The organism is Pseudomonas sp. NFPP07 (genome assembly GCF_900115645.1).
GTDB lineage: Bacteria > Pseudomonadota > Gammaproteobacteria > Pseudomonadales > Pseudomonadaceae > Aquipseudomonas > Aquipseudomonas chlororaphis.
In genome coordinates this window covers 43,896-67,230 of record NZ_FOXG01000012.1, presented here as the reverse complement: position 1 = coordinate 67,230, position 23,335 = coordinate 43,896, and the positions used below count along the sequence as shown (strand labels likewise).

Below are 23,335 nucleotides of genomic sequence, written 5' to 3'. Positions count from 1 at the left end.
GAACTCTGAGATTGACGTTGACCGGTCTGAATGACCTGTAGTCCGGATTCCAGTCAGGGCCTGCGAACCAGCAGCAGTGATGGCGCCCGCTGCCTATCGGCAAACAGGCGTCCCTCCCCCGTTACTTGTGAAACGTCTGCCCCAACGCCTCCAGGCGAATCGCGATCGGTGGCAGGCGCTGGCTGCTCAGGGCCAGGCTGCCCATGTCGTCGGCGGTGTTCTGGGCGATGGCCTGGACCGAGTGCAGGCGGCCGACTATGCCGAGGCTGGCGCTGGATTGTTCGCGGGTGGTGCTGACGATGCGGCCGTTGAGTTGGTCGATATGGGAGATGTCGGCGCCGACGGCCTGGAACATCGCGGAGGCCTGGCGGCTGTCTTCGACGCAGCGCTGGGCGCCTTCGTGGCTGTCGTGCATGGCTTCGGCGGCCTCGCGGCTGCCCTGTTGCAGGGCTTCGATGATGGTCTTGATTTCCTGGGTGGACAGCGCGGTGCGCTGGGCCAGGTTGCGCACCTCATCGGCGACCACGGCAAAACCACGGCCCTGCTCGCCTGCGCGGGCGGCCTCGATGGCGGCGTTGAGGGCCAGCAGGTTGGTCTGGGCGGCGATGCTGCCGATCACCTCCAGCACGTTGCCGATCTGCTGCGCCTGCCCCGCCAGACGTTGCACGGTTTCGTTGGTGCCGTTGATGCGGGACGCCAACTGGGTGATTTCCGCCTGGGCGCGATCGACGCTTTGCTGGCCGCGGCTGATTTGCGCGCTGGCCTGACCGGCACGCTCGACCGCCTGCTCGACGTGCACGGCGATGTCGCCCATGGCATCGCCCATGCGCTGCATGGAGCCGGTCATCTGGGTGATTTCCGTCAACTGATGCTGGGCGCCCTGCTCCAGGGTCTGGCTGGTTTTCGCCAGGTCCTGGCCCAGTTCGCGCAGGCCATGGGTGTCGCGCACCACGCCATCCACCAGAGCGGTGATCTGCTGCATGAAGTGGTCGAAACGCTGGGCCAGCGACACATGCGCCTTGGCGCTTTCGCCCTGATGAACCTCGACGGTCAGCTGGGAGGTGGCGGCGAGCATCTTGTCCAGCATGTCCTGGCTCTCCACCGCGTCGGCATGGCTGTGCACCGCCAGGTACAGCAGGATCACCGTCTCCACCACCACATAGAAGGCGTGCACCGCCACCATGCCGAAACCGCCGTGATGGGCCATGACGTAGACAGGAAAGCCCTGGTGCTGCAGCACATGGAACAGCACGTGATGCAGGGCGATGGTCACCGCCGCCAGCAGGATCGGCAGCCAGTCGCGATAGAAGGTCAGCACCGCCAGCAGCACAAAAATACCGAAGTGCGCTTCGATCAAACCCTTGGCCTGGTTGATGTGCAGCGCCGCCATGAGCATGAAGCCGATGGCGATGCAGCAGCGCATCAGACGCGTGCCGCTGATGGCGCGGTACAGCAGGCTCAGGACCAGGGTGGTGCCACCGCCCACCAGCAGCGCCTGGGTGAAGGTGTCGTGCCAGAACGCCAGGCCCAGCGCATAGGCGAACATCAGCCAGATCAGGCCCATCATGATGCGGTCGGCTTTGCGGTAATGCTCGAGAAAACGTGGGGGGAAAGCCATGCACTCTTACTCCATGTACGGGGCGGGAAGAAAAACGGCAGAGGGCAAAACGGAATGACCGCCTTCGGCGAGCGGTTCAGTCAACAACAATAGTGGCAAATAGCCCAATTCGCCTTTCAACTATCGACCGGGCCAAGGCTTTCTTGACGCCGGGCCGCGGGGAGTCGGGCCGCGGGAGGGCAAAGTCGGGAGATTGGCGGGAATGCCATGAAGGGCGCAATGGACGGGAGAAGAGCGACAGCGGTGAAACGGATCCCGCCGACGCGCCACCCGGCAGGGCGACGCGCAGCGGTCCGCGTATTGTCAGAAGGTCACGCTGGCGCTCAGGCGTGCGGTGCGTGGTTCGCCGACGTTGACCTGCAGCTGGCTGCCGGTGGACGACGGGTAGTACTGCTTGTCGAACAGGTTGTCGACATTGAACTGCAAACGGGTCTGGTAGCCGAACAGCGGCGACTCCCAGCGCACGAAGGCATCGGCCACGGTGTAGCTGCTGAGCCAGAAATCGTTGGCGTTGTTGGCCGCGCGCTCGCCGACATAACGGGCGCCGCCGCCCGCGTGCCAGGCGCCGAATTCTGCGGGCACGTTGAGGTGATGACTGAGGTACAGGCTGGCGGTGTGCTTGGGCGCGTTGGCCAGGCGGTGGCCTTCGTTGCTCGGGTCGTCGAGGATTTCCGTGTGGTTGTAGGCGTAGGTGCCGATCAGGTCCCAACGCTCGGCGATGCGCCCGGTGACGTCCAGCTCCACGCCCTGGGAGCCGACCTTGCCGGCGGCTTCGGAAAGGCTCACGCCATTGACCGTGGTGGTGGTCACCACGTTCTTCTTCTCGATGTCGTACAGCGCCAGGTTGATGTTCAGGCCCGGCAGCGGATCGTACTTGGCGCCCACCTCGTAGCTGCGGCCCTCTTCCGGATCGAAGGTGTTGCCGGCGTCATCGACGTCGGTGTTGGGCTTGAACGAACGGCTGTAGTTGCCGTACAGCGACAGACTGTCGGTGGCCTTGAACACCAGGCCGAGGAACGGCACGAAGGTATCGCCGTTGCTGTCGCGGTTGACCTTGTAGCTCTTGCCCAGGCCCTGGTCGCTGTACTGGTCGTAATGCTGCTGGCGGCCACCGAACACCAGGATCCACTGGTCGTCCAGGTGCCAGTTGTCCTTGAAGTACAGCGAGCTCGAGGTCAGCTGGTTGCGCAGGTTGCTCTGGGTGGCGCTGACCAGGCTCGGCTCGGCCAGGTTGCCGTAGACCGGCGCGGTGATATTGAAACCACCCTGGGCGGTGTTGCGGTAGGTCTTGCCGCGGTACTGGTCGGAGTGCTCGCTGTCGACGCCCACCAGCAGGTCGTGGCGCTGGCCGAACAGCTCCTGCTGGCCGATGAAATCCCAGCTGGCGTAGCGGGTTTCGTCGTCGTAGTGGGCGCCGTTGGCGGCCCGGCGCAGGGTGTTGCCGGTCAGGCTGTTGGGCTGGGCGATCGACAGGCTGTAGCGGTCGTTGTTCCAGCCGTAGGTGACGCGGGTTTTCCAGGCGTCGCTCAGCTGGTACTCGAAGCGCGCGCTGGCCACTTCGCGGATGCCCACGCTTTTCGCCCAGCGTTCGTCCAGGCGCTTGTCATAGTCGATGTCCGCCGGGTGCCCGTTGGTGAACACGGTGCCGCGGTCGAAGGGGCTGGAGTAGTCGTTGTATTCGTAGTTCAGGGTCAGGCTGGCGCGCTCGCCGGTCCAGGTCAGCGACGGCGCCACCAGGGTGTGCTCGTTGACTCCGTAATTGCGCCAGTAGTCCTCATGGCCACGCTCGGCGATCAGGCGGTAGGCCAGGCCGGTATCGCCCAGCGGCCCGGTGGTGTCCAGGGCCATGCTGCCGCCGCCCTCGCTGTAGGCCGAGCCGCTGAGGGTGGTGCTCTGGGAATACTGCGGCTGCTTGCTGATGATGTTCACCAGGCCGCCGGGTTCCAGAGCGCCGTAGAGCATCGACGCCGGGCCCTTGAGCACTTCGACCCGCTCGGTGGTGGCGCTGAAGTTCTGCCCCAGGTTGGAACGCACGCCATCGCGCAGGATCGAGCCGTCGTCGTTGGTGCCGAAACCGCGCTTGACCAGCGAGTCCCGGGAACCGCCCAGGGTATTGCCCTGGCTGACGCCGCTGACGAACTTCATGGCGTCGCTCAGCGAGTGCACCTGATAGTCGGCCAGGGTCTGCTGGGTCACCACGTTGATCGACTGCGCCTCTTCCTTGATCGGCACATTGCTTTTGCTCGCCGTGCTGGCTTGCGAGGTGGTGTAGCCGGTGTCCTGGCTAAGGCGATCGGCCTGGATATCGGTGGCCGGCAGCTCGACCGCCTCCTGTGCCCACAGCGGGCTGGCAACCAGACAGCAGGACAGTGTCGGCAACAGGCGTTTGATCAGGGTGTTACGGCGGGCACGCGGACAGGATGACTTCAAGGTGTGCACTCAAGGAAGGGAAGGACATGAATAGCAATGATTATCATTGTAATCAGCGCCCGATTCTCAGTAAATCCCCTTCCCCACGGCAGTTGGCGCTTTTTTAATCCTTCTCCCGAGCAATCGCGGGACTGATGGCCAGTCGACCTGTCACTGCGCCACGGCCTGGGTCAGGTGATCGATCAGGGCCCGCGCCGCCGCCGACAGCTGGCGGTGCGGCGGGTAGATCACCGAGAAAGGCCGCGAACGGCCGCCCGCCTGCGGCAGCACTTCCACCAGGCGGCCGCTGGCGATCCGCTCGCGGACGATGAACTCGTAGGTCTGGCAAATGCCCATGCCGTGTTCGGCCAGGGACACGATGCCCAGCACATCGTCGGCCACCTGGATATTCGCCTGGGGCGTCCACTCCAGGTCCCGCCCCTGCTCACGCAGCAGCCAGGCACCGACCCGGCCGCTGCTGGGCATGATGAACGGCAGGCAGGCATGGGCCGCCAGGTCCTCCAACTGCCGCGGTGTGCCGGCGCGTTGCAGGTAGTCGGGAGACGCCACCAGGCACAGCGGCGCGTCCTCCAGCTTGCGCCCGACCAGGCCGCTGTCGGGCAGTGGCCCGAGGCGGATCGCCAGGTCGTAACCTTCGGCCACCAGGTCGACATTGCGGTTGCTGATGCTCAGCTCGATGCGCACCTGCGGGTAGTGCCGGGCAAAGCCGCCGAGCAGCGCCGGCAACCGGTAATGGCCATAGGTGGTCGGCACACTCAGGCGCACCCGCCCGTTCAGCTCGCCGTCCTGGCCCTGGATGCTGCGCTCCGCGCCGTCGATCAACTCGAACGCCGCGCGCGATTGCTCCAGGTACAACAGGCCGGCTTCGGTCAGGCTCAGGCGCCTGGTGGTACGCCGTAGCAACTGCACGCCCAGGCGCGCCTCCAGCCGGGAAATCGCCCGGCTGACCACTGAAGGCGTGGTGCCCAAGGCCACCGCGCCGGCGCTCAACGAGCCCTTTTCCACCACGCTGACGAACACCTCGACGTCAGCCAGATAATCGAATCGACGGCTCACCTTTATCTCCAGGGAACAAGTGATTTCCAGTGGCGCGAGTTTATCGCCCATGGAGGCATGAATACAGTGAATCACCCGTCGGCCACCGCCGACTCCCTGACCTCACACTTTGGAAACCGCCATGCGCCCACTCAGCACCCTCGCTCTTGCCATGAGCATCACCGCCGCCACCTTCAACGCCCAGGCCGGAAACGTCCTGGTGGTGCTCTCGGACTCCGACCACCTCGACCTCAAGGACGGCAAGGTGTTTTCCACCGGCTTCTACCTCAACGAACTGATGCAGCCGGTCAAACAACTGCTCGACGCCGGCCACTCGGTGACCTTCGCCACCCCACAGGGCAAGGCGCCGACCCTGGACCGCTCCTCCACCGACAAGATGTATTTCAACAACGATGTCGCCGCGCTGCAGGCGCACCAGGCGCTGCTCGACCAGTTGAAAATCACCTCCCCCGGCGAATCGCCGGTGATCAGCCTGGCCCGGGTCGAGCAGATCGGCTACGAGCATTTCGATGCGCTGTACGTGCCCGGCGGCCACGCGCCGATGCAGGACCTGCTGCACAGCCCCGAGCTGGGCCGGCTGCTGAGCAATTTCCATCAGAACAACAAGACCACCGCCCTGGTCTGCCACGGCCCGATCGCCCTGCTGTCGACCCTGCCCCAGGCGCAGGACTTCACCCGGCAACTGGCCAGCGGCGGCAAGGCCAGCGCCCCGGGCTGGATCTACGCCGGCTACCAGTTCACGGTGATCAGCAACCAGGAAGAGGAATTGGCCAAGGGCCTGCTGGGCGGCGGCGCCATGCGTTTCTACCCGCAAACCGCCCTGGAACAGGCCGGCGGCCTGTACCGCAGCAACCGCTCGCCATGGAGCGAGAACGTGGTGATCGACCGCGAGCTGGTGACCGGGCAGAACCCGGGCTCGGCCCAGGGCGTGGCCAAGGTGTTGCTGGAACGCTTGCAGGCACACGCCGGCAAAGGCGCGTAAAGGCCGGTGGATCCGACGAGCTGGCATGCCGCCAGCCGTCTGCCAGCGCGCTGGTTGTCTACGCTCAAATGGCTAGCCCGAAAGGAATCCCGTACTCGCCAGGAGGTGCCCATGAGCAAGACGCCAGATGCCGTTGCCACTGCCCGCCGAAGCAACATGGCCAAAGCCCTGCAACGCTGGAACCAGCAGGCCGGGGCACGCAGCGAATCGCAGTCGCGCATCCGCGAACTGGGCCCGGGCGCCGGCGATTCACCGCAGCAACTGGCCAAGTGGATCGCCCGCGAGAACACCCGTGCCCTGTTGACCCGGGCCGGGCTGGAACGGCGGATCGGCACCTGGGACCCGACCTTCTACGCCCCCAGCGAGACCGCCCGCCAGGCGGCAAGGCCGGTGGCGCGGCTGGTCAATGCGCCACGCCCGGGCACGGTGGTCGAGGGTTTCGCCACCGGTTTCCTGGTCTCGCCCAGCCTGTTGCTGACCAACCAGCACGTGTTCCCCCGGTATGTGGATGCCGTGGACTGCGCCGCCAACTTTCTCTACGAAAGGCAGGAGCGCGGCATCAACGAAGGCACCTACTTCAACCTGCAGCCGGATCAATTCTACTTCGCCGACGAGGCGCTGGACTTCTGCCTGGTGGCCATCTCCACGCAGGGCTCACGCGGCGAGGCGCTGTCGGACTACGGCTGCATCCGCCTGATCGAAGCCACCGGCAAGACCCTGCGTGGCCGGCCGATGAACATCATCCAGCACCCCGATGGCGGCCCGCGCCAGTACGCCACCACCCACAACCGGTTGCTGGACATTCTCGACCAAGGTTTCTTGCACTACGAAACCGACACCGCCGAAGGCGCTTCCGGCTCCCCGGTGTTCAGCGACAACTGGGAGCTGATCGCCCTGCATCACTGCGGCATCCCCAGGACCGACGAAGCCGGCAACATCCTCAAGACCGACCGCAGCCTCTGGAACGCCGAAGGGGACGAGGAAAGCACGGTGGACTGGGTGGCCAACGAGGGCACCCGGGTCAGCAGCATCGTCGGCGCGCTCAAGGCCCTGCAACTGAGTGGCAGGCCGGCCGAGCTGCTGGCCCAGCTCATGGAGCAGACCGCCGACCCGCTGGCCACGCTCAGCGTCAACGAAGCGCTGCCTGTTACCCCGCCCCGCCCAAGCCTGCCCGAGAGGTCGCAGAACATCTTTCATATCTCCGGCCCCACCACCATCAACATCGTCAGTCACGCCGCGGACAGCCCAACGAGCGTCGCGCCCATCCTCGGCGCGGCGCCTGCCGAGCCGGTGCCGGCCGAACCGGCTCCAACGGTCGAAGCCCTGGAAAAGACTCTGACCTTCGACCTCGACTACGAGGCCCGTCCCGGCTACGACCCGGACTTTCTCGGGGTGCCGGTGCCGCCGCCCTTCGTCGAGGGCGACCTGTTGGCCCAGCTCTACCGCGTCGGCGACTACCGCGAACATGCTGCTTCGGCGCGCAATGTGCCGGCCATGAGGCTCTCCAACCTGGACGACGACGCCCCGCTGGAACTGCCCTATCACCGCTATTCGCTGGTGATGAACAAGCAGTACCGCATGCCGATGTGGACGGCCTCCAATGCCGACTACCGGCCCGAGGTCCGTGGCGATGCGCGGGGCCGCCGCGGCTTCGGCGGCGAAAGCTGGCGCCTCGACCGCCGGGTGCCGAGCCGCTACCAGTTGACCAACAGCGACATCTACGCGCCGGCCGGCAACTTCGATCGCGGCCATATCGTGCGCCGCGAAGACAGCTGCTGGGGCCAGCCGGGGATCGATACCGAGTACGCCAACGCCGACACCTACCACTGGACCAACTGCACGCCGCAGCACGAACTGTTCAACCAGGAATCGCCCGACGGCGCCCTGTACCGCAATCGCAAAGGCATCTGGGGTTACTTCGAGGGCGAGCTGGCCGAACAGATCGAAGCCGGGGGCGGCCAGGCCATCATCTTCGCCGGCCCGGTGCTGGGGGACTCCTGCGTCGAGCAGGACTTCGGCAAGGGCCCGGTGCATTACCCGACCCGCTTCTGGAAAATCGTCATCGTGCCCAAGGACGAGTCGCGCACCCCGGAACTGTTGGCCTATGGCTTCCTGTTCGATCAGAGCGAGGTGATCAAGGAGTTCGGCCTTAACGTCCAGGAGGCCGCCCTGGACCTGGCCAAGGCCTTCCACAAACAGCAGGCGACGCTGGCGGACATCTGCCGGATGGCGGGCATTTCCCTGGCCCCCTCGATCATGGCCGCCGACCAGCACAAGCCGGGCTGAGCGTGCGGCTCAAGGGCTGAGCGACCGAGCGGCCTCAGCCCTGCCCCAGGCGCTCGCGGACCAGCGCCTGGGCGTTGCGGGTCATCTGGTCGAGGTGGCGGTCACGCTGTTTTTCGGCATCGAGCATCGCCCGCTTGCCATGCTTTTGCAGCAGGTAGCTGTGGATCTGCCGCACCTCCAGCGAACGATAGATCGGCGCCGTGTCCAGCAGGCCCATCAAGCCGTCGGTGGCGTGATCGCGGGTGTTCATCAGCACCTGCGGGCCGCGCACGCCCAGCACCTGGAAGCCCAGTGCTTCGAACCAGGCCACCTTGCCCGCCGCGCAGGTCAGTTCGGCATGGGGATAGCGCTCGCGCATCCGTGCCAGCAGCGAACGGGCGATCCCCTGCCGGCGATGGCTGGCACGCACCGCCATATAGGCCACGCCGCAGGCCTCGGGATCGTCCTTGACCGGCAGGTACAGCAGGAAGCCCAGCACCTGTTCCGGATCGTCCTCGTCAGTGGCCACCAGCAGCTCCACAGCAATGCCCCGGGCGCCGTCCAGGGCCTGCAGATACAGATGCACCTCAAAGCCGATGGCGTACTGGTAGATGTTGTACAGCAGGTTGCTGGGCGGGATCGCCACGGCGCTGATGTCGGTCAGGTAGTCGACCACCATTTGCAGGATCTGGCTGTTGACGGCTTCCGGGCACGGGGTCTGGAAGTGGCTGATGATGGGCATTGCGCGGTGGGCTCCAAAGGTTGCGGCACGCCTGGGACAGCAGGCGTCGGCGGCGGGCCGGCATGATACTCCGCCCGCGTATTTGACGCAGTCCCTGTAGGCGCGAGCTCGCTCGCTATGCGGTGTGTCAGCACGGACGCTATCGCGAGCAAGCTCGCTCCTACAGATGGCCTGGGCAAACCGGGCTAACGGGCGCTGTCGCCTCGCGGCTTGTAGAACAGGAACTTGCCGGTCTCGGCGGTCTTGCGGTATTGCCTGGCCCAAGCGGGCCGCACGCGCCGGTCATGGAAATACAGGGCGCCGTGGGTGCGGTCCGCGAGTTGCTGGTTGAGCGCCTTGCGCGCGATTTCCTTGGCCGCGATGTAGGGCTCGTCTTCCTTCACCTGATCCGCACGCCCGTCGCACCACCAGGAAAACTGACAGGCACGTTGCTCCGAACCCTGCTTGACCACCGCACACACCGTATCGGGAAACCCCTCATGGCCGAGCCGGTTGAGCACCACGCTGGCCACGGCTTCCATGTCGGCGGCGGCCCCGCCCTTGGCTTCCCAGTAGATGGAGCGCGCCAGGCAGGTAATGGCATCGTCCAGCGGCGCGGCGCCGGCCGGGTCCACCGCCTGGGCCTCGGGAGGGGTAATGGTTTCGCTGCGGGGCGCCGGCTGCTGGTCCGCGGCTTTCTGCTCCAGGACCTGAGCCTTGTCCTGCGCCACTTCGGGGTCCGCGGTTTCACCCGCGGCCATCGCCAGCCCCCCGCACAGGAGGATCAGGAGACCGCCGGCAATCGCTGTCGGGCGCATGCTCGTACCTTCGCCAAAAGCCCGATCCGGGCAGGGGAAAGCCGCCGCCAGCCTGCCGGCTGCGGCGACTGGACTTGAGTGTAGTTCGCCGTCGTCCGCCCGTAACCAGCGCCGCGCCGGCAACGGCAAGGACGGATAACGGCGCCGGTTTTCGGCAAAAAGACCTTGCGCCGAGCGGGGCGAAATCGCGCATCATGGGCACAATTCGCTCAAGGGAGACCTCCATGCGCTGCCTATCCTCCGCTCTGCCACTGCCCCTGCTGTCGTCCCTCCTGTTGTCGATGAGCATGGCGTTCGCCACCACCGCCGTGGCGAGCGACGAGACACAGCTGGTGACATCGATCAATAGCTACCGCAGCCAGGTCCAGCGCTGTGCCGGCCAGGTGTCCCAGGAACTGCCACCGTTGGCCGCCGACCCGCGCCTGGTGCTGCCGGCCAACAGCATCGGCAATCTGCAGCAGGCCCTGGCCAGCAGTGCCTACCCGATGGTCAATGTGCAGGCCATCAGCCTGTCCGGACCGCGCAATGCCCAGGCGGCCATGAAGGCGGTGCAGGAAAGTTTCTGCCAGGTGGTGCTGGACCCGCAGTTCGTCGATATCGGTGTCAGCCGCACCGGCCAGGATTGGCGCATCGTCCTCGCCCGGCCACTGCTGACCGCACGCCTCGGCGACTGGCAGGCCGAGGGCCAGAAGCTCCTGGAAAGCCTCAACAGCGCCCGCGCGCAGCCGCGCCAGTGCGGCAACCAGATCTTCGCCGCCGCCACCCCGCTGGCCTGGAACGCCACCCTGGCCAGCGCGGCCCAGGACCATACCCGGGACATGGCCAATCACAACTTCTTCGATCACAAGGACCGCGACGGTCGCACCCCCGGCGACCGCGCCGAACTGGCGGGTTATGCCGGCCAGCAGATCGGCGAGAACATCGCCGCCGGCCAGGACAGCGTGCGCAAGGTGGTCGATGGCTGGCTGGCCAGCCCGGGCCATTGCGCCAACCTGATGAACCCACAGTATCGCGAGCTGGGCGCGTCCTATGCGGTCGATCCGAAAAGCGATGCCGGCATCTACTGGACCGCCATGTTCGGCACCCCTTGACGGCCTGACCGACCTTGCCCCAGGGCGCCATCAGCGGCGCCCTGCCCCCTCATCGGCCAACCCCGCGACGCCCCCGCCGGGGAACTAAACTGACTCATCTACCGACCAGGAATCGCTTGCTCCGGGCGTCTCCGGAACCCGCGCGCAGCTTCGCCTGCCGCCATGGGTTCGACGCCCAGGCCCGATGGCCTGCCTCACCTTCCTGACGGTAGGCACGCCCCCCCGCCCCATGCGGGAGGCGTCCGTGCATCAGCTCTTCAAAGCACGGGCCTGGCTTGCCAGACCCATTCCTTCGGCAGCGCCGGGACACGGCCTCCCCTCGCGTGCGCGTGTACCCATCCGGCCACTGCCGGGCCGTCTGCGACAGTGACCCTCACAGCGGAGGACCAGGCCATGGACGAAGCCAAGCTCAACGATTTCATGGGCAAACTGGTGTCAGACATGGGCGGTGCAGCCATGCTCGCCAATATGATTCTCGGCGAAGAACTGGGCCTGTACCGGGCCATGGCCGACAGTCGTTTCGTCAGCCCCGAAGCGCTGGCCGCCAAGACCGGCTGCAACGCGCGGCTGCTGCGCGAATGGCTGAGCGCCCATGCCGCGTCCGGCTACATGGAACACCAGGACGGCCAGTTCCGCCTGCCGGAAGAACAGGCCCAGGCGCTGGCCATCGAGGATTCGCCGGTGTACGTGGCCGGTGGCGCCGTGGTGGTCTCCGCGCTGTTTCACGACAAGGACAAACTACTGGCGGCGATGCGCGGCGACGGCGCCCTGGCCTGGGGCGACCACCATCCGTGCATGTTCAGCGGCACCGAGCGCTTCTTCCGCCCGGGCTATCGGGCGCACCTGGTGGCCGAGTGGCTGCCGGCCCTGGACGGCGTGGTGGAAAAACTGCAGGCCGGGGCCAAGGTGGCGGATGTCGGCTGCGGGCATGGTGCGTCGACAGTGATCATGGCCCAGGCCTATCCCGCCTCGCAGTTTTTCGGCTTCGACTACCACCAGCCCTCAGTCACTACCGCGACGCAACGCGCCGAGGAAGCCGGGGTGACCGCCCGCGTGCAGTTCTCCCAGGCCAGCGCCAAGACCTACCCCGGCAACGACTACGACCTGATCTGCTTCTTCGACTGCCTGCACGACATGGGCGACCCGGTGGGCGCCGCGCAACATGCCTTCCAGGCGCTGAAAGACGACGGCAGCGTGCTGCTGGTCGAGCCGTTCGCCAACGATAAACTGGACCAGAACATCACCCCGGTCGGCCGGCTGTTCTATGCCGCCTCGACCTTTATCTGCACGCCCAACTCGCTGTCCCAGGAAGTCGGCCTCGGCCTCGGGGCCCAGGCCGGCGAAGCGCGCCTGCGCCAGGTCTTCAGCGAAGCCGGCTTCAGCCAGTTCCGCCGGGCCGCAGAGACGCCGTTCAACCTGATTCTCGAGGCACGTAAATAAAGGAGAATCGTGCAAGTAACAGGGTCATGTCGGCGTAGTGCCCTGAAAACGCAAAACGGCACCCGGGAAACCCCGGGTGCCGTGCTTGTGTACCACTATGGATAACGCCTTACGCCGCCGGCAGATCCACCAGCACCACCGCCTGTTGCCCTACGCACAACAGCCGCCCGCCATGATGGGCCACATACTCCCGGGCCTCGTCCGGCGACGAGAACCAGCAGTTGAGATGACCCGCCTGGCGGTAGACCAGTTCAAAATGCTGCAACTGCTCGGGCGCCAGCTCGTCGAGGACCTGGCGGTAGGTCTCCCAACTGGCAAAACCGGCCTCGCTGGCCAGGGTGCGCAACAGGTGTTTGCGCTGCACCTTGACTCGCTGTCGATACAGCTCGGGCAACGACAGGCCAGGCAAACTGTTGCTCGCCAGCAAGCGCCGCAGGATCGGCAAGGCGCTGGCCAGCGAACCGCTGGTTGCAGTGCGATGCAGGCGCTTGGCTTCGCGCAGTACCAGGCTGGCGGCCTGACTGGCGGGTGAACGGGGAACGGATTTCTTGATAGGCATACCAACTCCAAGAGAATCGGCCTGCTCGCTATTGGCCCGGAGGGGGTATGCAAGCGTAGTGCTTGCGGGAATTGAAGGTGCTTGCGCTTTCGCGAGGTGGGCGCCCAGGAAGCCCGGTCGCCATACTAACCAATCCATCCCGGGCTGCCCATCCCCGCTTCAGGTCTTCCAGCCCTGCTGTTTCTCCAGCAGGAAATCGATAAAGGCGCGCAGGCGCAACGGCACGTGCCGGCTGTGGGGATACAGCAGGCTGAAGGGCCGCGAACGGCCGCCGTAAGGCTGCAGCACCTCCACCAGGGAACCCTCGGCCAGCTCGCGCTCGACCATGAAACGGTAGGTCTGGAACAGGCCGGCGCCGTGCCTGGCCAAGGTCACGCCCCCCTGTAGGTCTTCTGAACACACGTAGGCCCCCTCGGCGAGCACTTCGCAGGGGCCGTCGGCGCCGTTGAACAGCCAGGCGATGCGCCGGCCACTGCTGGGCAACTCGAACTGGATGCACTCGTGTTGCGCCAGGTCGTCGAGCCGCTGCGGAGTACCGGCCCGCGCCAGGTAATCCGGGGCGGCGAACACCACCAGCTCGGCGTCCTCCAGCAACCGCGCGACCAACCCGGAATCCGGCTGCGCGCGCACCCGGATCGCCATGTCGTAGCCCCCTTCGACGAAGTCGATATTGCGGTTGCTCAGGTTGACCTCCACCCGCATCTGCGGGTAGCGCCGGCGAAACTCCGGCAGCAGCGGCAGGATCCGCAGATGGCCGTAGGTGGTCGGCAGGCTGATGCGCAAGGTGCCGGAAGGCGCCAGCTGTTGCCCGGTCAACTGGCGCTCGGCTTCGAGCATCTGGTTCAGCGCGCTGCGGCATTGCTGGTGATAGTCGCGCCCGCCGTCGGTCAGGCGGATGCTGCGGGTGGTGCGCACGAACAGGCGGACGCCGAGCCGCTCTTCCAGGCGCGACACCGAGCGGCTGACCGCCGCCGGCGTGACCCCGGCCGCCAGCGCCGCGCCGGTAAAGCTGCCGATCTCCGCCGCCATGCAGAACAGCTCGATGCTGCCTAGCAGCACATCGTCGAATTGCCGACTCATTGATTACACCACGTATCAAGTGAAGTACCTGAAGCGCTATTTATCAGCATTCGGCACACAAATATAGTTCTGCCCAACAGCGCTGGAACCCCTCTCACCGCAGAACAGGACTATCCCCATGAGCCACACCCTGAACCACACCAGCACCGTCATCATCACCGGCGCCTCCAGCGGCATCGGCCTCGGTCTGGCCCAGGCCTACCTGGCCCGCGGCTACAACGTGGTCGGCAATGCCCGCTCGGCACAGCGGCTGGCCGCGGCGGCCGAGACCCTGGGCCACAGCGAGCGTTTTCTCGGGGTCGAAGGCGACATCGCCGACCCGGCCACCGCCACGCAACTGGTCGAACGCGCCATCGACCGCTTCGGCCAGGTCGATGTGCTGGTCAACAACGCCGGCTTCTTCCTGCCCAAGGCGTTTATCGACTACAGCCCCGAGGAGCTGGACAGCCTGCTGGAGACCAACCTCAAGGGCGTGGTCTACGCCTCCCAGGCCGCCGCGCGGCACATGATCGAGCGGCGCCGGGGCCACATCATCAACATCAGCGCCAGCGTCGCGCTGCAACCGAACCTGGCGGTCCCGGCGGCGTTGCCGGTGCTGATCAAGGGCGGTGTGAACCAGATGACCCGCGCCCTGGCCCTGGAGCTATCGCCGTTCAACATCCAGGTCAACGCGGTGGCCCCGGGGATCATCGACACGCCGATGCACGACCCGGCGCACCGTGCCTTCCTCGACGGCCTGCAACCGGCCGGACGGGTCGGACGCATCGAGGAAATCGCCGACGCGGTGCTCTACCTGTCCGGCGCCGGCTTCACCACCGGCGTGGTGCTGCCGGTGGACGGCGGCATGAGCAGCGGCAAATGGTAAACCCGGCGGGAGGCCGGCGTGCCTCCCGTCCCTTGCAACCCCCATCTTTTCCTTAGGAGTAATGCCATGCCTTTCGTCAACGTCCGCATCACCCGTGACGGCGTGACCCGCGAACAGAAAGCCCAGGTGATCCGCGAGATCACCGAAACCCTGCAACGGGTGCTGAACAAGGCCCCGGAACTGACCCACATCGTCATCGAGGAAGTCGACACCGATAACTGGGGCTACGCCGGCATGACCACCACCGAGTACCGTCAGCGAACGGCGCAATGAACAAAGGGCGGGCCAGCATCGGGCCCGCCCTTGTTCCTGGCGTCGAATCGATCCGTGACCTGTCGATACGCCGCGACGCCCGCATCCTCAAGCCCTGCGCCGAGCCTTATACTGTTGCCCTTCCAGACCCGGAGCAGACCACATGGACGTCGTTCTCGAATGCCCGCTCACCGAACAGATCCTTGCCTCTTTCGCCACGGTGATCGGCAAGGATCTGCCCGGCTATCGCAATCATATATACCGAGTGCTGAGCTTCTACACCGCGCTCAATCCGCAGGACCGGCCGCTGTCCTGCGCGGTGCAGATCGCCGCGGCCTTTCATGACCTGGGTATCTGGACCCACGGCACCCTCGACTACCTGGCGCCGTCGATCCAACTGGCCCGGGCCTTTCTGGCCGAGCGCGGCGAGTCACAGCTGGCTGAGCAAGTCAGCGCGCTGATCGAGCAGCATCACAAACTGCGCCCCTATCGCCAGGCCCACGCCGCGAGCGTCGAAGCGTTCCGGCAGGCCGACACGATCGACGTCTCCCTGGGCTTGCTCAACTTCGGCCTGCCCCGCCCGTTTATCCGCGAGGTGCAGGCACTCTACCCCGACCAGGGGTTTCACTGGATGCTGGCGCGCGCTTCGGCCCGGCAGTTGCTGCGTACCCCGCTGCGGCCGCTGCCGATGTTTCGCTGGTGACGCCTCAGGCATTGAGCAGCATGGTGAATCCGCCATAAATCATGCGCTGGCCGTCGAACGGCATCGGGCAGACATCGGGCTTGAGCCGCGGGTCTTCCATGGCTTTTTGCATGCCCGCGTCGCGGATTTCACGGGACGGCCAGATGATCCAGCTGAACACCACCGTCTCGTCCGCCTTGAGCTTGACCGCCATGGGGAACGAGGTCAGCTTGCCCTCGGGCACGTCGTCGCCCCAGCAATCGACCACGCTCAAGGCGCCGAACTCCTTGAACACTTTCGCCGCGGTCTCTGCATGCTGCTTGAAGGCCTCACGGTTGGCGGTGGGTACCGCCAGTACACAACCATCGACATAAGACATGATCCTGCTCCTGCTGATTGGGATTGAACATCGGATCCCGACTTTGCTGTCGGTCACTCTGGGAATTGGTCGATCCGCATCGCCGACAATCGACAAGCCGGCGCGAAAAAACCTGAATCGACCGACCGCCGGGCGTCATGGCTCCGGCTGCCAACCGGTTTGCGGGGCGCTCAGGCCCGGCGTGGCAGGCGGATGCACAGTGCCCGGTACCGTCTCCAGCGGGGGCTCCGGTACCGCGCTTTGGCCCAGTTCGCCCTCGATATGCCCAGCCAGGTAATACACCCCGGCCATCACCCCGTTGCCGGTGTTGTTCAACAGCTTGAACCAGGCCTGGTCGAACGCCTTGCCCAGGCTCTGGCGAATCTGCGCCTCGGTCTCGGCCCGGTCGCTCTCATGGGCTATCGCGCGAAACCCCGCGGCGCCCAGGGAGATCACCGCACCGGCGACCTTACCGGCCACCGCCGACGCGGCGCCGGCAATGCCACGGCCGGCCATCTGCGCTTCGAATTTTTCGCTGGCCTGTTTGGCCACCGAGACAATCCCGGCCTCGGACGACACCTCGCCGGTACCCGCCGGCGCGCTATGGATCTGCTGGTACAGCGCCGAGTAGGCCGGCAGCGAGGTCAGGGGCTTGGCGTGCAGCATCTGGTACAACGACGCATCGCGCGCCGGCGGCGGCCCCAGGCGAATCGCCTGGATGCCATTGAGCCGTTGATCGAGCTGCTTGGCCGGCAACCGATAACGCTGGGCGATAACCTGCACCTGCTTGTCCAGCAGCTCGATATAGAACTCCGTGGCCTGGTTGAGAATCGCATCCGGGTCGATCTCCACCGCCACCGGTGCCAGCACCTGTTCCTGATACTGTTCCTTGAGGTACTCCGCCAGCCGCGTCGCCGCCGCGTCCTGCTCGTCGCCGGCGGTGAGGCTGTACCAACTGACTTTCATGGCCATCCATTCCTGGGTCCAGTAACTGCTGAACCAGGGGATGAAGTTTTCCTCGGTGACGGCATAGACCCGCACCCGCCAGTGCTCCATGGAGCCGCGGGCAAAGACCTTGACCTGGATCACCGCCTGCTGCGAAGCCTCGGCGATTTCCCGGTCCACCTGGCGCCAGGTGCTGGCCGGCACCACCACCGGCGCCACCGCCTCGCGGACACGCTGGGTCGCGGCGCATCCGGCCAGCACCAGCAGCATCACGACGATCAGCGCACGCAGGTACAAGATGGCAACCCTCGCACAGCGTCGACCACGGCCACCCGCTCACGACGGGGCAGGCTTCAACCGGATACCACACGACCATGCCTGGATTGAGTATAGGTGCTGGGGTTTGCGCCCCAGGCTCAAGAAAGGGTTCGCGACAGCGTATCCGACCAGCCGCTCGCTCGCGGTGCCGCGGCGTCTGCACACTATCGGCAACCACCAGTCACTGCAGGAACGAGCTTGCTCATGATGGCGGCCTGCCAGCCACCGCGCAGCGTCCACATCGCCGGCAAACCCGGCATCTATGGATTCGGCTCAGCCGCGGTCAGCGGTGATTGCCATGACTGAACCACCGGTGCCGGCACCTGGGCGCCCGCACCGGTCACGGGCCCTGCTACAGGGACGGCGCGCTGGCCTGGCTGACCGGCAGCGCCTTGGCGGGCCGCGGGTAGACGAAACACATCGCCAGTGCCGCCACCGCCCCCGGAATGGCAAAGGCCATGAAGTTATAGTGCAGCGGCAGCTCGATGCTCACCAAGGCACCGCCCAGCAGCGGCCCGACAATGGCCCCGCCGCGGCCGATGCCCGAGGCCCAGCCAATGCCGGTGGAGCGGATCGTCACCGGATAGAACTGGGCGACGCAGGCGAAGGCCAGGATCTGCGTGCCGATGGTGGTGGCCCCGGCAATCGCGATCAGGGCGTACAGCAACCCGTGCGGGCTCTTGAAGCCAAGCAGGCTGATGGACAGCGCGGCCACGATAAAAAACGCCACCAGGACCTTTTGCAGTTGCAGGCGATCGCCGATCCAGCCGCCGCCCACGGCGCCGAAAATCGCCCCGAGGTTCAGCACCAGCAGGAACATCAGGCTCGAGCCCAGGCTGTAACCGGCGCTGGCCATCAGTTTGGGCAGCCAGGAGTTGAGCGCGTAGACCATCAGCAGGCAGCAGAAGAACACCACCCAGAGCATCAGGGTGCTCAGCGCCCGGCCTTCGCGGAACAGCTGCACCACCGGCGCGCCGGCGGTCTTGAGGTTGGCCTTGACGAACGAGTCGCCGGGTTGCGCGACGAAGCCCGGCTCGACCCATTGCAGCACCTGGCGCGCTTCGTCGTCCCGGCCCTGGCGCAGCAGGAAGCCCAGGGATTCGGGGAGGAACCTGAGAATCAGCGGCAGCAGCAACAACGGAATCGCCGCCACATAGAACACCGCCTGCCAGCCGAAATTCGGCAGCAGCACGATGCCCAGGCCGGCGGACAGCGTGCCGCCCACCGAGTAGCCGCTGAGCATGATCGCCACCAGGGTGCTGCGGATTTTCTTCGGCGCGTATTCGTTCATCAGCGCCACCACGTTGGGCATCACCCCGCCGATGCCGAGGCCGGCGATAAAGCGGCAGATACCGAACTGGGTGGGCGTGGTGGTGAACCCGTTAAGCAGGGTGAAACCGCTGAACAGCACCACGCAGATGGCGATGACTTTCTTGCAGCCGATGCGCTCCGACAGCGTGCCGAAAAACAGCGCGCCGAACATCATGCCGAACAGCGCATAACTGCCCAGCGCCCCGGCCTGCAGCGGGCTCAGGCCCCACTCCTGCATCAGCACCGGCAGCACCACGCCGTAGATCACCAGGTCGTAGCCGTCGAAGATGATGATCAGCGCGCACCAGAACAGCACGCGCCAGTGAAAGGCATTGAAGCGTGCCCCGTCGATCAATTGATTGCTGTCTATGTTTCGCATGGCATCTGACTCTTGTTGTTTTTTTGAGAGTGCACAGCCCGACAGTTCGTCGGGTCGTCGGGTCATGGGCGATTCAGCCCTGGTCGCCACCGCCTACCGGCATGACCAGGCCGGTGATGTAGGAGGCCTCGTCGGAGGCCAGGAACAGGATCGCCGCGGCCTGCTCGTCGAGGGTGCCGTAGCGTTTCATCAGGGTGCTGTCGACGGTCTGGTCGACGATCTGCCGGTACCAGACCTGTTCCTCGGCGCTCTGCTCGGCGCTGTTGCGCGGAATGCGCCGTGGCGGCGCTTCGGTGCCGCCGGGGGCGGTGGCGTTGACCCGCACCCCGCGCCCGGCGGTCTCGAATGCCAGGCAGGCGGTCAGGGCATTCACCCCGCCCTTGGCCGCGCCATAGGGCACGCGGTTGATGCTGCGGGTGGCGATGGACGACACGTTGACGATGGCGCCGCTGCCCTGCTCCAGCATGTACGGCAGCGCCGCGTGGCAGCACCACAAGGTAGGGAACAGCGAGCGGCGCACTTCGGCTTCGATCTGCTGCTCTGCATAGTGCTCGAACGGCTTGGCCCAGATGGTGCCGCCGACGTTGTTGACCAGCACGTCGATGCGCCCGAAACGCTCGACGGCCGCGGCCATCGCCCGGCTGCATTCGGCGTACTGCTCAAGGTCGGCGGTCAGCGCCAGCACCTCGAACCTGGGGGCCAGTTCGGCCTGCAACTCGAACACCAGCTCGGAGCGATCCACCAGCACCAGCCGCGCGCCCTCCTCGGCCAGGCGCTCGGCGACCCGCCGGCCAATGCCCTGCGCCGCCCCGGTGACCAGGGCGACTTTTTCCTCGAATCTGCTCATCTCAAAACCTCATGCCAGTAAACCCGATACGCCATCTGTAGGAGCGAGCTTGCTCGCGATCAGCCGCCAGGCTGAAAGCTCGGCTGTGCACGCACTATCGCTATCGCGGGCACAGAGTCAGGGTGGAAATCAGGCCGCGCTGGCGGCAAATTTTTCGTAGTAGAAATTGGCCGGGGCGATGCCCTGGTCGCGGATGAACTGGCTGACCGCCTCGACCATCGGCGGCGGGCCGCACAGGTACACATCCACATCGCCGGCGTTCAGGTGCCTGGGCTCGATATGCTGGGTCACGTAGCCCTTGAGCGGGTGGCGGCTCTCGGGATTGGCCACGCAGGCGCTGAAACTGAAGTTGGGAATGCGCGCGGCGAAGGCTTCCAGGCGATCCATTTCCACCAGGTCGAAATCGTTGGTCACCCCGTAGATCAGGTGCAGCGGATGCTCGCTGCCCTGCTCGGCGATCTTCTCCAGCATCGCGGTGAACGGCGCCAGCCCGGTGCCACCGGCCAGCAGCAACAGCGGCCGGCGAATATCGCGCAGGTAGAAGCTGCCCAGGGGCCCGGCCAGGCTCATGGGGTCGCCGGCTTTCGCCAGGCCGGTGAGGAAGCTGCTCATCAGGCCGCCCGGCACATTGCGGATCAGGAAACTGACCTCGCCGTCGCGCTGCAGCGAGCTGAAGGAATAGGCCCGGGTCTGCTCGCTGCCGGGCACGCCGAGGTTGACGTATTGCCCCGGCAGAAACGCCAGCTGGCTCAGGGCCTCGCCCTTGATCGACAGGGCGATGGTGCTGTCGGACAGCTGGCGCACCGCGCTGATGGTGGCGTCGAAGGTGGCCTGGGCCGTGCGGCAAACCTGCGACGAAGCCGGCACCCGCACCACGCAGTCGCTCAAGGCGCGCATCTGGCAGGTCAGCACGAAGCCCTGCTCGGCTTCAGCCGCGGTCAGCGCGTCGTCGATGTATTCCTCGCCCAGGTCGTAGCGCCCGGCTTCGGCGAAACACTTGCAGGTGCCGCAGGCGCCGTCGCGGCAGTCCAGGGGGATGTTGATGCCCTGGCGGTAGGCGGCATCGGCCACGGTTTCGCCGGCGTTGGCGGCGACGAAGCGGGTTACCCCGTCTTCGAAATTGAGTGCGATGTGATGAGTCATGGCGGTCGCCTCAGAGGTGGTAGACATCGACGACCTGACGAACGTAATCGTTCTTCAGGATGACTTTCTTGGCCAGGATCCGCGGGGTCTCGCCGCGCACATCGAGGGTGTAGAAGCTGGTGCCGAAGTAGCTGTCGACGGTCTTGTAGCGAAAGCTCAGGGTGTGCCAGTTGCAGCGCACCTTGCACAGGCCGTCGGCCTGCTCCAGCAGCTCGATGTTGCTCAGGTTGTGTGAGGTGCGGGTGTCGGGAATGCTCGCGCTGGAGCGCTCGGTCTTGATCCGGAACACCCGGTCTTCCAGGCCGCAGCGGCTGCCGTACCAGATCAGCGAGATTTCCCGCTGCGGGTCTTCGGTGAGTTCGTCGTTGTCGTCCCAGGACGGCATCCAGAAGGTCGCGTCGGCGGCGTAGAGCTCCAGCCAGCTGTCCCAGTCCTTGTCGTCCAGGTAGCGCGCTTCGCGGTAGAGAAAATCGCGCACGGTGTCATGGGAAATGCTCATCACACAGCCTCCACGGCAATGGCTCGCGCGGCTTCGGCGGCCACCGCCTCGAGCATGGTTTGCTGCCAGTACTTGTGCTGCATCACGAACAGGCCTTCGTCTTCGGTGCGCACGCCGCTGAGGATCGGTTGCAGGTCGATTTCCCGGGCCGCGTCGTCCGCGCCCTCGACCCAGTGTTCGGCGCCGCGGGACATGTCGTTCCAGGCGCTGTTGCAGCCTTGGTAGCCCATCTGGCAGGAACGGAATTCCTCCAGGTCGTCCGGGGTGGCCATGCCGCTGACGTTGAAGAAGTCCTCGTACTGGCGGATGCGCATGGCGCGGGCTTCGTCGCTTTCGCCCCTGGGCGCGATGCAGTAGATGGTGATCTCGGTGCGGTCCACCGAGATCGGCCGGGCGATGCGGATCTGCGAGCTGAACTGGTCCATCAGGTAGACGTTGGGGTACAGGCACAGGTTGCGCGAGTTCTCGATCATCCAGTCGGCGCGGGCCTGGCCGAAGTCGCGGGCCAGTTCATCGCGACGCTCGTAGAGCGGGCGGTCCTCGGGGTTGGACCAGCGGGTCCAGAGCAGCATGTGGCCCTTGTCGAAGGAATAGAAACCGCCGCCCTGCTTGGCCCAGCTGCCGGCGCTCATGGTCTTGATCTCTTCCCCGGCTTCGCGCTGCTTGCGCTGGCTCTGGGTGGCCGCGTAGTTCCAGTGCACGGAGCTTACGTGGTAGCCGTCGGCACCGTTTTCCGCGGTGAGTTTCCAGTTGCCTTCATAGATGTAGCTCGAGGAACCACGCAGCACTTCCAGGCCGTCGGCGGACTGGTCGACGATCATGTCGATGATCTTCGCCGACTCGCCCAGGTGCTCCACCAGGGGCAGCACGTCGGGGTTGAGGCTGCCGAACAGGAAGCCGCGATAGGACTCGAAGCGCGCGACCCTGGTCAGGTCGTGGGAGCCTTCGCAGTTGAAGCTCGGCGGGTAGCCCGCGGCGGCCGGGTCCTTGACCTTGAGCAGCTTGCCGGAGTTGTTGAAGGTCCAGCCGTGGAACGGGCAGGTGTAGGACGACTTGTTGCCGGTCTTGTGCCGGCAGAGCATGGCGCCACGGTGGCTGCAGGCATTGAGGAAGGCATTGAGTTCGCCGTCCTTGTTGCGCGCGATGAACACCGACTGCCGGCCCATGGTGGTGGTGTAGTAGTCGTTGTTGTTGGGGATCTGGCTCTCGTGGGCGAGGTACAGCCAGTTGCCCTCGAAGATGTGCTGCATTTCCAGGTCGAACAGCCGGGGGTCGGTGAACATCTCCCGCTTGCAGCGGTAGACGCCCCGGTCACGGTCTTCTTCAAGCAGGGAGTGAAGGTATTCGGGTCGCAGGGTCATGGCCGCCGCCTCCATTGTTTTTATTCAGGCAAGGCTCATGCTAGGGCGGGGTACGCGCGGGCAATATCCGTTGCGTGCAGACCACTATCCGTTTTCTGCAGAGTTTTGTAGGGCAAGTCCTACAGCCGTAGCCGCTGCCGAGCCCGCGAGGCTGCGACCGGGTTGGGCGGCATTCCGACGTAGCGGTCGCCATTCGGGCCTCGCCGATTTATCCAGGACGATCGTGGTTTTAGGTTTTGCGACTGCTGCGCAGTCGATCGCAGCCTCGCGAGCTCGGCAGCGGCTACATGAAGAGTCAGGAATCACACGGCGGGC

At 65.7% G+C, this 23,335-nt stretch carries 21 protein-coding genes; 7 read left to right on the top strand and 14 right to left on the bottom strand.

Annotated features, from left to right (window positions below; all coding sequences use genetic code 11):
- Window positions 1-121 precede the first annotated feature (121 nt).
- The 3 genes from BM019_RS31210 to BM019_RS27155 all read right to left on the bottom strand — a co-directional run bounded on the left by BM019_RS31210 (window position 122) and on the right by BM019_RS27155 (window position 5,104).
- On the bottom strand, window positions 122-1,618 hold the full coding sequence (locus BM019_RS31210; RefSeq protein WP_092421758.1) for a methyl-accepting chemotaxis protein: 1,497 nt from the start codon (window positions 1,616-1,618) through the stop codon (window positions 122-124).
- Window positions 1,619-1,921: 303 nt separating this feature from the next.
- On the bottom strand, window positions 1,922-4,048 hold the full coding sequence (locus BM019_RS27160) for a TonB-dependent siderophore receptor (protein ID WP_092421755.1): 2,127 nt from the start codon (window positions 4,046-4,048) through the stop codon (window positions 1,922-1,924).
- Window positions 4,049-4,198: 150 nt separating this feature from the next.
- Window positions 4,199-5,104 (bottom strand): LysR family transcriptional regulator, encoded by a 906-nt coding sequence (locus tag BM019_RS27155; protein ID WP_092421752.1) that lies wholly within the window; start codon window positions 5,102-5,104, stop codon window positions 4,199-4,201.
- 121 nt (window positions 5,105-5,225) lie between these two features.
- On the opposite strand from BM019_RS27155, the gene BM019_RS27150 reads away from it, so the two are divergent.
- Both BM019_RS27150 and BM019_RS27145 read left to right on the top strand, forming a co-directional pair.
- Window positions 5,226-6,086: a type 1 glutamine amidotransferase domain-containing protein gene (locus BM019_RS27150; protein ID WP_092421749.1), complete on the top strand. Its 861-nt coding sequence runs from the start codon at window positions 5,226-5,228 to the stop codon at window positions 6,084-6,086.
- 111 nt (window positions 6,087-6,197) lie between these two features.
- Window positions 6,198-8,372 (top strand): DNA/RNA non-specific endonuclease, encoded by a 2,175-nt coding sequence (locus BM019_RS27145; RefSeq protein WP_092421746.1) that lies wholly within the window; start codon window positions 6,198-6,200, stop codon window positions 8,370-8,372.
- Between the two features lie 34 nt (window positions 8,373-8,406).
- Here BM019_RS27145 and BM019_RS27140 read toward each other — a convergent pair whose 3' ends face one another.
- The gene (locus BM019_RS27140) at window positions 8,407-9,093 is read right to left on the bottom strand and encodes a GNAT family N-acetyltransferase (protein WP_092421743.1); all 687 of its coding nucleotides are present in this window, start codon (window positions 9,091-9,093) and stop codon (window positions 8,407-8,409) included.
- Between the two features lie 185 nt (window positions 9,094-9,278).
- Window positions 9,279-9,833, bottom strand: a complete 555-nt coding sequence (locus BM019_RS27135) for a cell wall hydrolase (RefSeq protein WP_239691112.1) — start codon at window positions 9,831-9,833, stop codon at window positions 9,279-9,281.
- A 281-nt stretch (window positions 9,834-10,114) separates the two neighbouring features.
- Here BM019_RS27135 and BM019_RS27130 point away from each other — a divergent pair, with 281 nt between their 5' ends.
- Both BM019_RS27130 and BM019_RS27125 read left to right on the top strand, forming a co-directional pair.
- Entirely contained in the window at window positions 10,115-10,981 is an 867-nt protein-coding gene (locus tag BM019_RS27130; protein WP_092421737.1) for a CAP domain-containing protein, read from the top strand.
- Window positions 10,982-11,374: 393 nt separating this feature from the next.
- Window positions 11,375-12,421, top strand: a complete 1,047-nt coding sequence (locus BM019_RS27125; protein ID WP_092421734.1) for a class I SAM-dependent methyltransferase — start codon at window positions 11,375-11,377, stop codon at window positions 12,419-12,421.
- Between the two features lie 109 nt (window positions 12,422-12,530).
- Here BM019_RS27125 and BM019_RS27120 read toward each other — a convergent pair whose 3' ends face one another.
- On the bottom strand, window positions 12,531-12,980 hold the full coding sequence (locus tag BM019_RS27120; protein WP_092421731.1) for a hypothetical protein: 450 nt from the start codon (window positions 12,978-12,980) through the stop codon (window positions 12,531-12,533).
- A 159-nt stretch (window positions 12,981-13,139) separates the two neighbouring features.
- Window positions 13,140-14,060 (bottom strand): LysR family transcriptional regulator, encoded by a 921-nt coding sequence (locus tag BM019_RS27115; protein WP_009044722.1) that lies wholly within the window; start codon window positions 14,058-14,060, stop codon window positions 13,140-13,142.
- Window positions 14,061-14,178: 118 nt separating this feature from the next.
- On the opposite strand from BM019_RS27115, the gene BM019_RS27110 reads away from it, so the two are divergent.
- The 3 genes from BM019_RS27110 (at window position 14,179) to BM019_RS27100 (ending at window position 15,880) form a co-directional block, all read left to right on the top strand.
- Entirely contained in the window at window positions 14,179-14,925 is a 747-nt protein-coding gene (locus BM019_RS27110; protein WP_009044723.1) for an SDR family NAD(P)-dependent oxidoreductase, read from the top strand.
- A 66-nt stretch (window positions 14,926-14,991) separates the two neighbouring features.
- On the top strand, window positions 14,992-15,198 hold the full coding sequence (locus BM019_RS27105; RefSeq protein ID WP_007922853.1) for a tautomerase family protein: 207 nt from the start codon (window positions 14,992-14,994) through the stop codon (window positions 15,196-15,198).
- A 142-nt stretch (window positions 15,199-15,340) separates the two neighbouring features.
- Window positions 15,341-15,880 carry a phosphohydrolase gene (locus tag BM019_RS27100; RefSeq protein WP_092421728.1) on the top strand — a complete coding sequence of 180 codons (540 nt, stop codon included), beginning with the start codon at window positions 15,341-15,343 and terminating at the stop codon, window positions 15,878-15,880.
- Between the two features lie 4 nt (window positions 15,881-15,884).
- Here the strand turns inward: BM019_RS27100 and BM019_RS27095 are convergent, their stop codons facing one another.
- The 7 genes from BM019_RS27095 to benA all read right to left on the bottom strand — a co-directional run bounded on the left by BM019_RS27095 (window position 15,885) and on the right by benA (window position 23,020).
- Window positions 15,885-16,238 carry a DUF1428 domain-containing protein gene (locus tag BM019_RS27095; RefSeq protein ID WP_092421725.1) on the bottom strand — a complete coding sequence of 118 codons (354 nt, stop codon included), beginning with the start codon at window positions 16,236-16,238 and terminating at the stop codon, window positions 15,885-15,887.
- Window positions 16,239-16,373: 135 nt separating this feature from the next.
- Window positions 16,374-17,459 (bottom strand): hypothetical protein, encoded by a 1,086-nt coding sequence (locus BM019_RS27090; protein ID WP_092421722.1) that lies wholly within the window; start codon window positions 17,457-17,459, stop codon window positions 16,374-16,376.
- Between the two features lie 373 nt (window positions 17,460-17,832).
- On the bottom strand, window positions 17,833-19,170 hold the full coding sequence (locus tag BM019_RS27085; RefSeq protein ID WP_092421719.1) for an MFS transporter: 1,338 nt from the start codon (window positions 19,168-19,170) through the stop codon (window positions 17,833-17,835).
- Window positions 19,171-19,243: 73 nt separating this feature from the next.
- Window positions 19,244-20,017 (bottom strand): 1,6-dihydroxycyclohexa-2,4-diene-1-carboxylate dehydrogenase, encoded by a 774-nt coding sequence (locus tag BM019_RS27080; protein ID WP_092421716.1) that lies wholly within the window; start codon window positions 20,015-20,017, stop codon window positions 19,244-19,246.
- A 129-nt stretch (window positions 20,018-20,146) separates the two neighbouring features.
- Window positions 20,147-21,160, bottom strand: a complete 1,014-nt coding sequence (gene benC, locus BM019_RS27075) for a benzoate 1,2-dioxygenase electron transfer component BenC (protein ID WP_092421713.1) — start codon at window positions 21,158-21,160, stop codon at window positions 20,147-20,149.
- 10 nt (window positions 21,161-21,170) lie between these two features.
- Window positions 21,171-21,659: a benzoate 1,2-dioxygenase small subunit gene (gene benB, locus BM019_RS27070; protein ID WP_009044730.1), complete on the bottom strand. Its 489-nt coding sequence runs from the start codon at window positions 21,657-21,659 to the stop codon at window positions 21,171-21,173.
- Window positions 21,659-23,020 (bottom strand): benzoate 1,2-dioxygenase large subunit, encoded by a 1,362-nt coding sequence (benA, locus tag BM019_RS27065; RefSeq protein ID WP_062826268.1) that lies wholly within the window; start codon window positions 23,018-23,020, stop codon window positions 21,659-21,661. Before benA ends, benB begins: the two co-directional genes overlap by 1 nt.
- Window positions 23,021-23,335 lie beyond the last annotated feature (315 nt).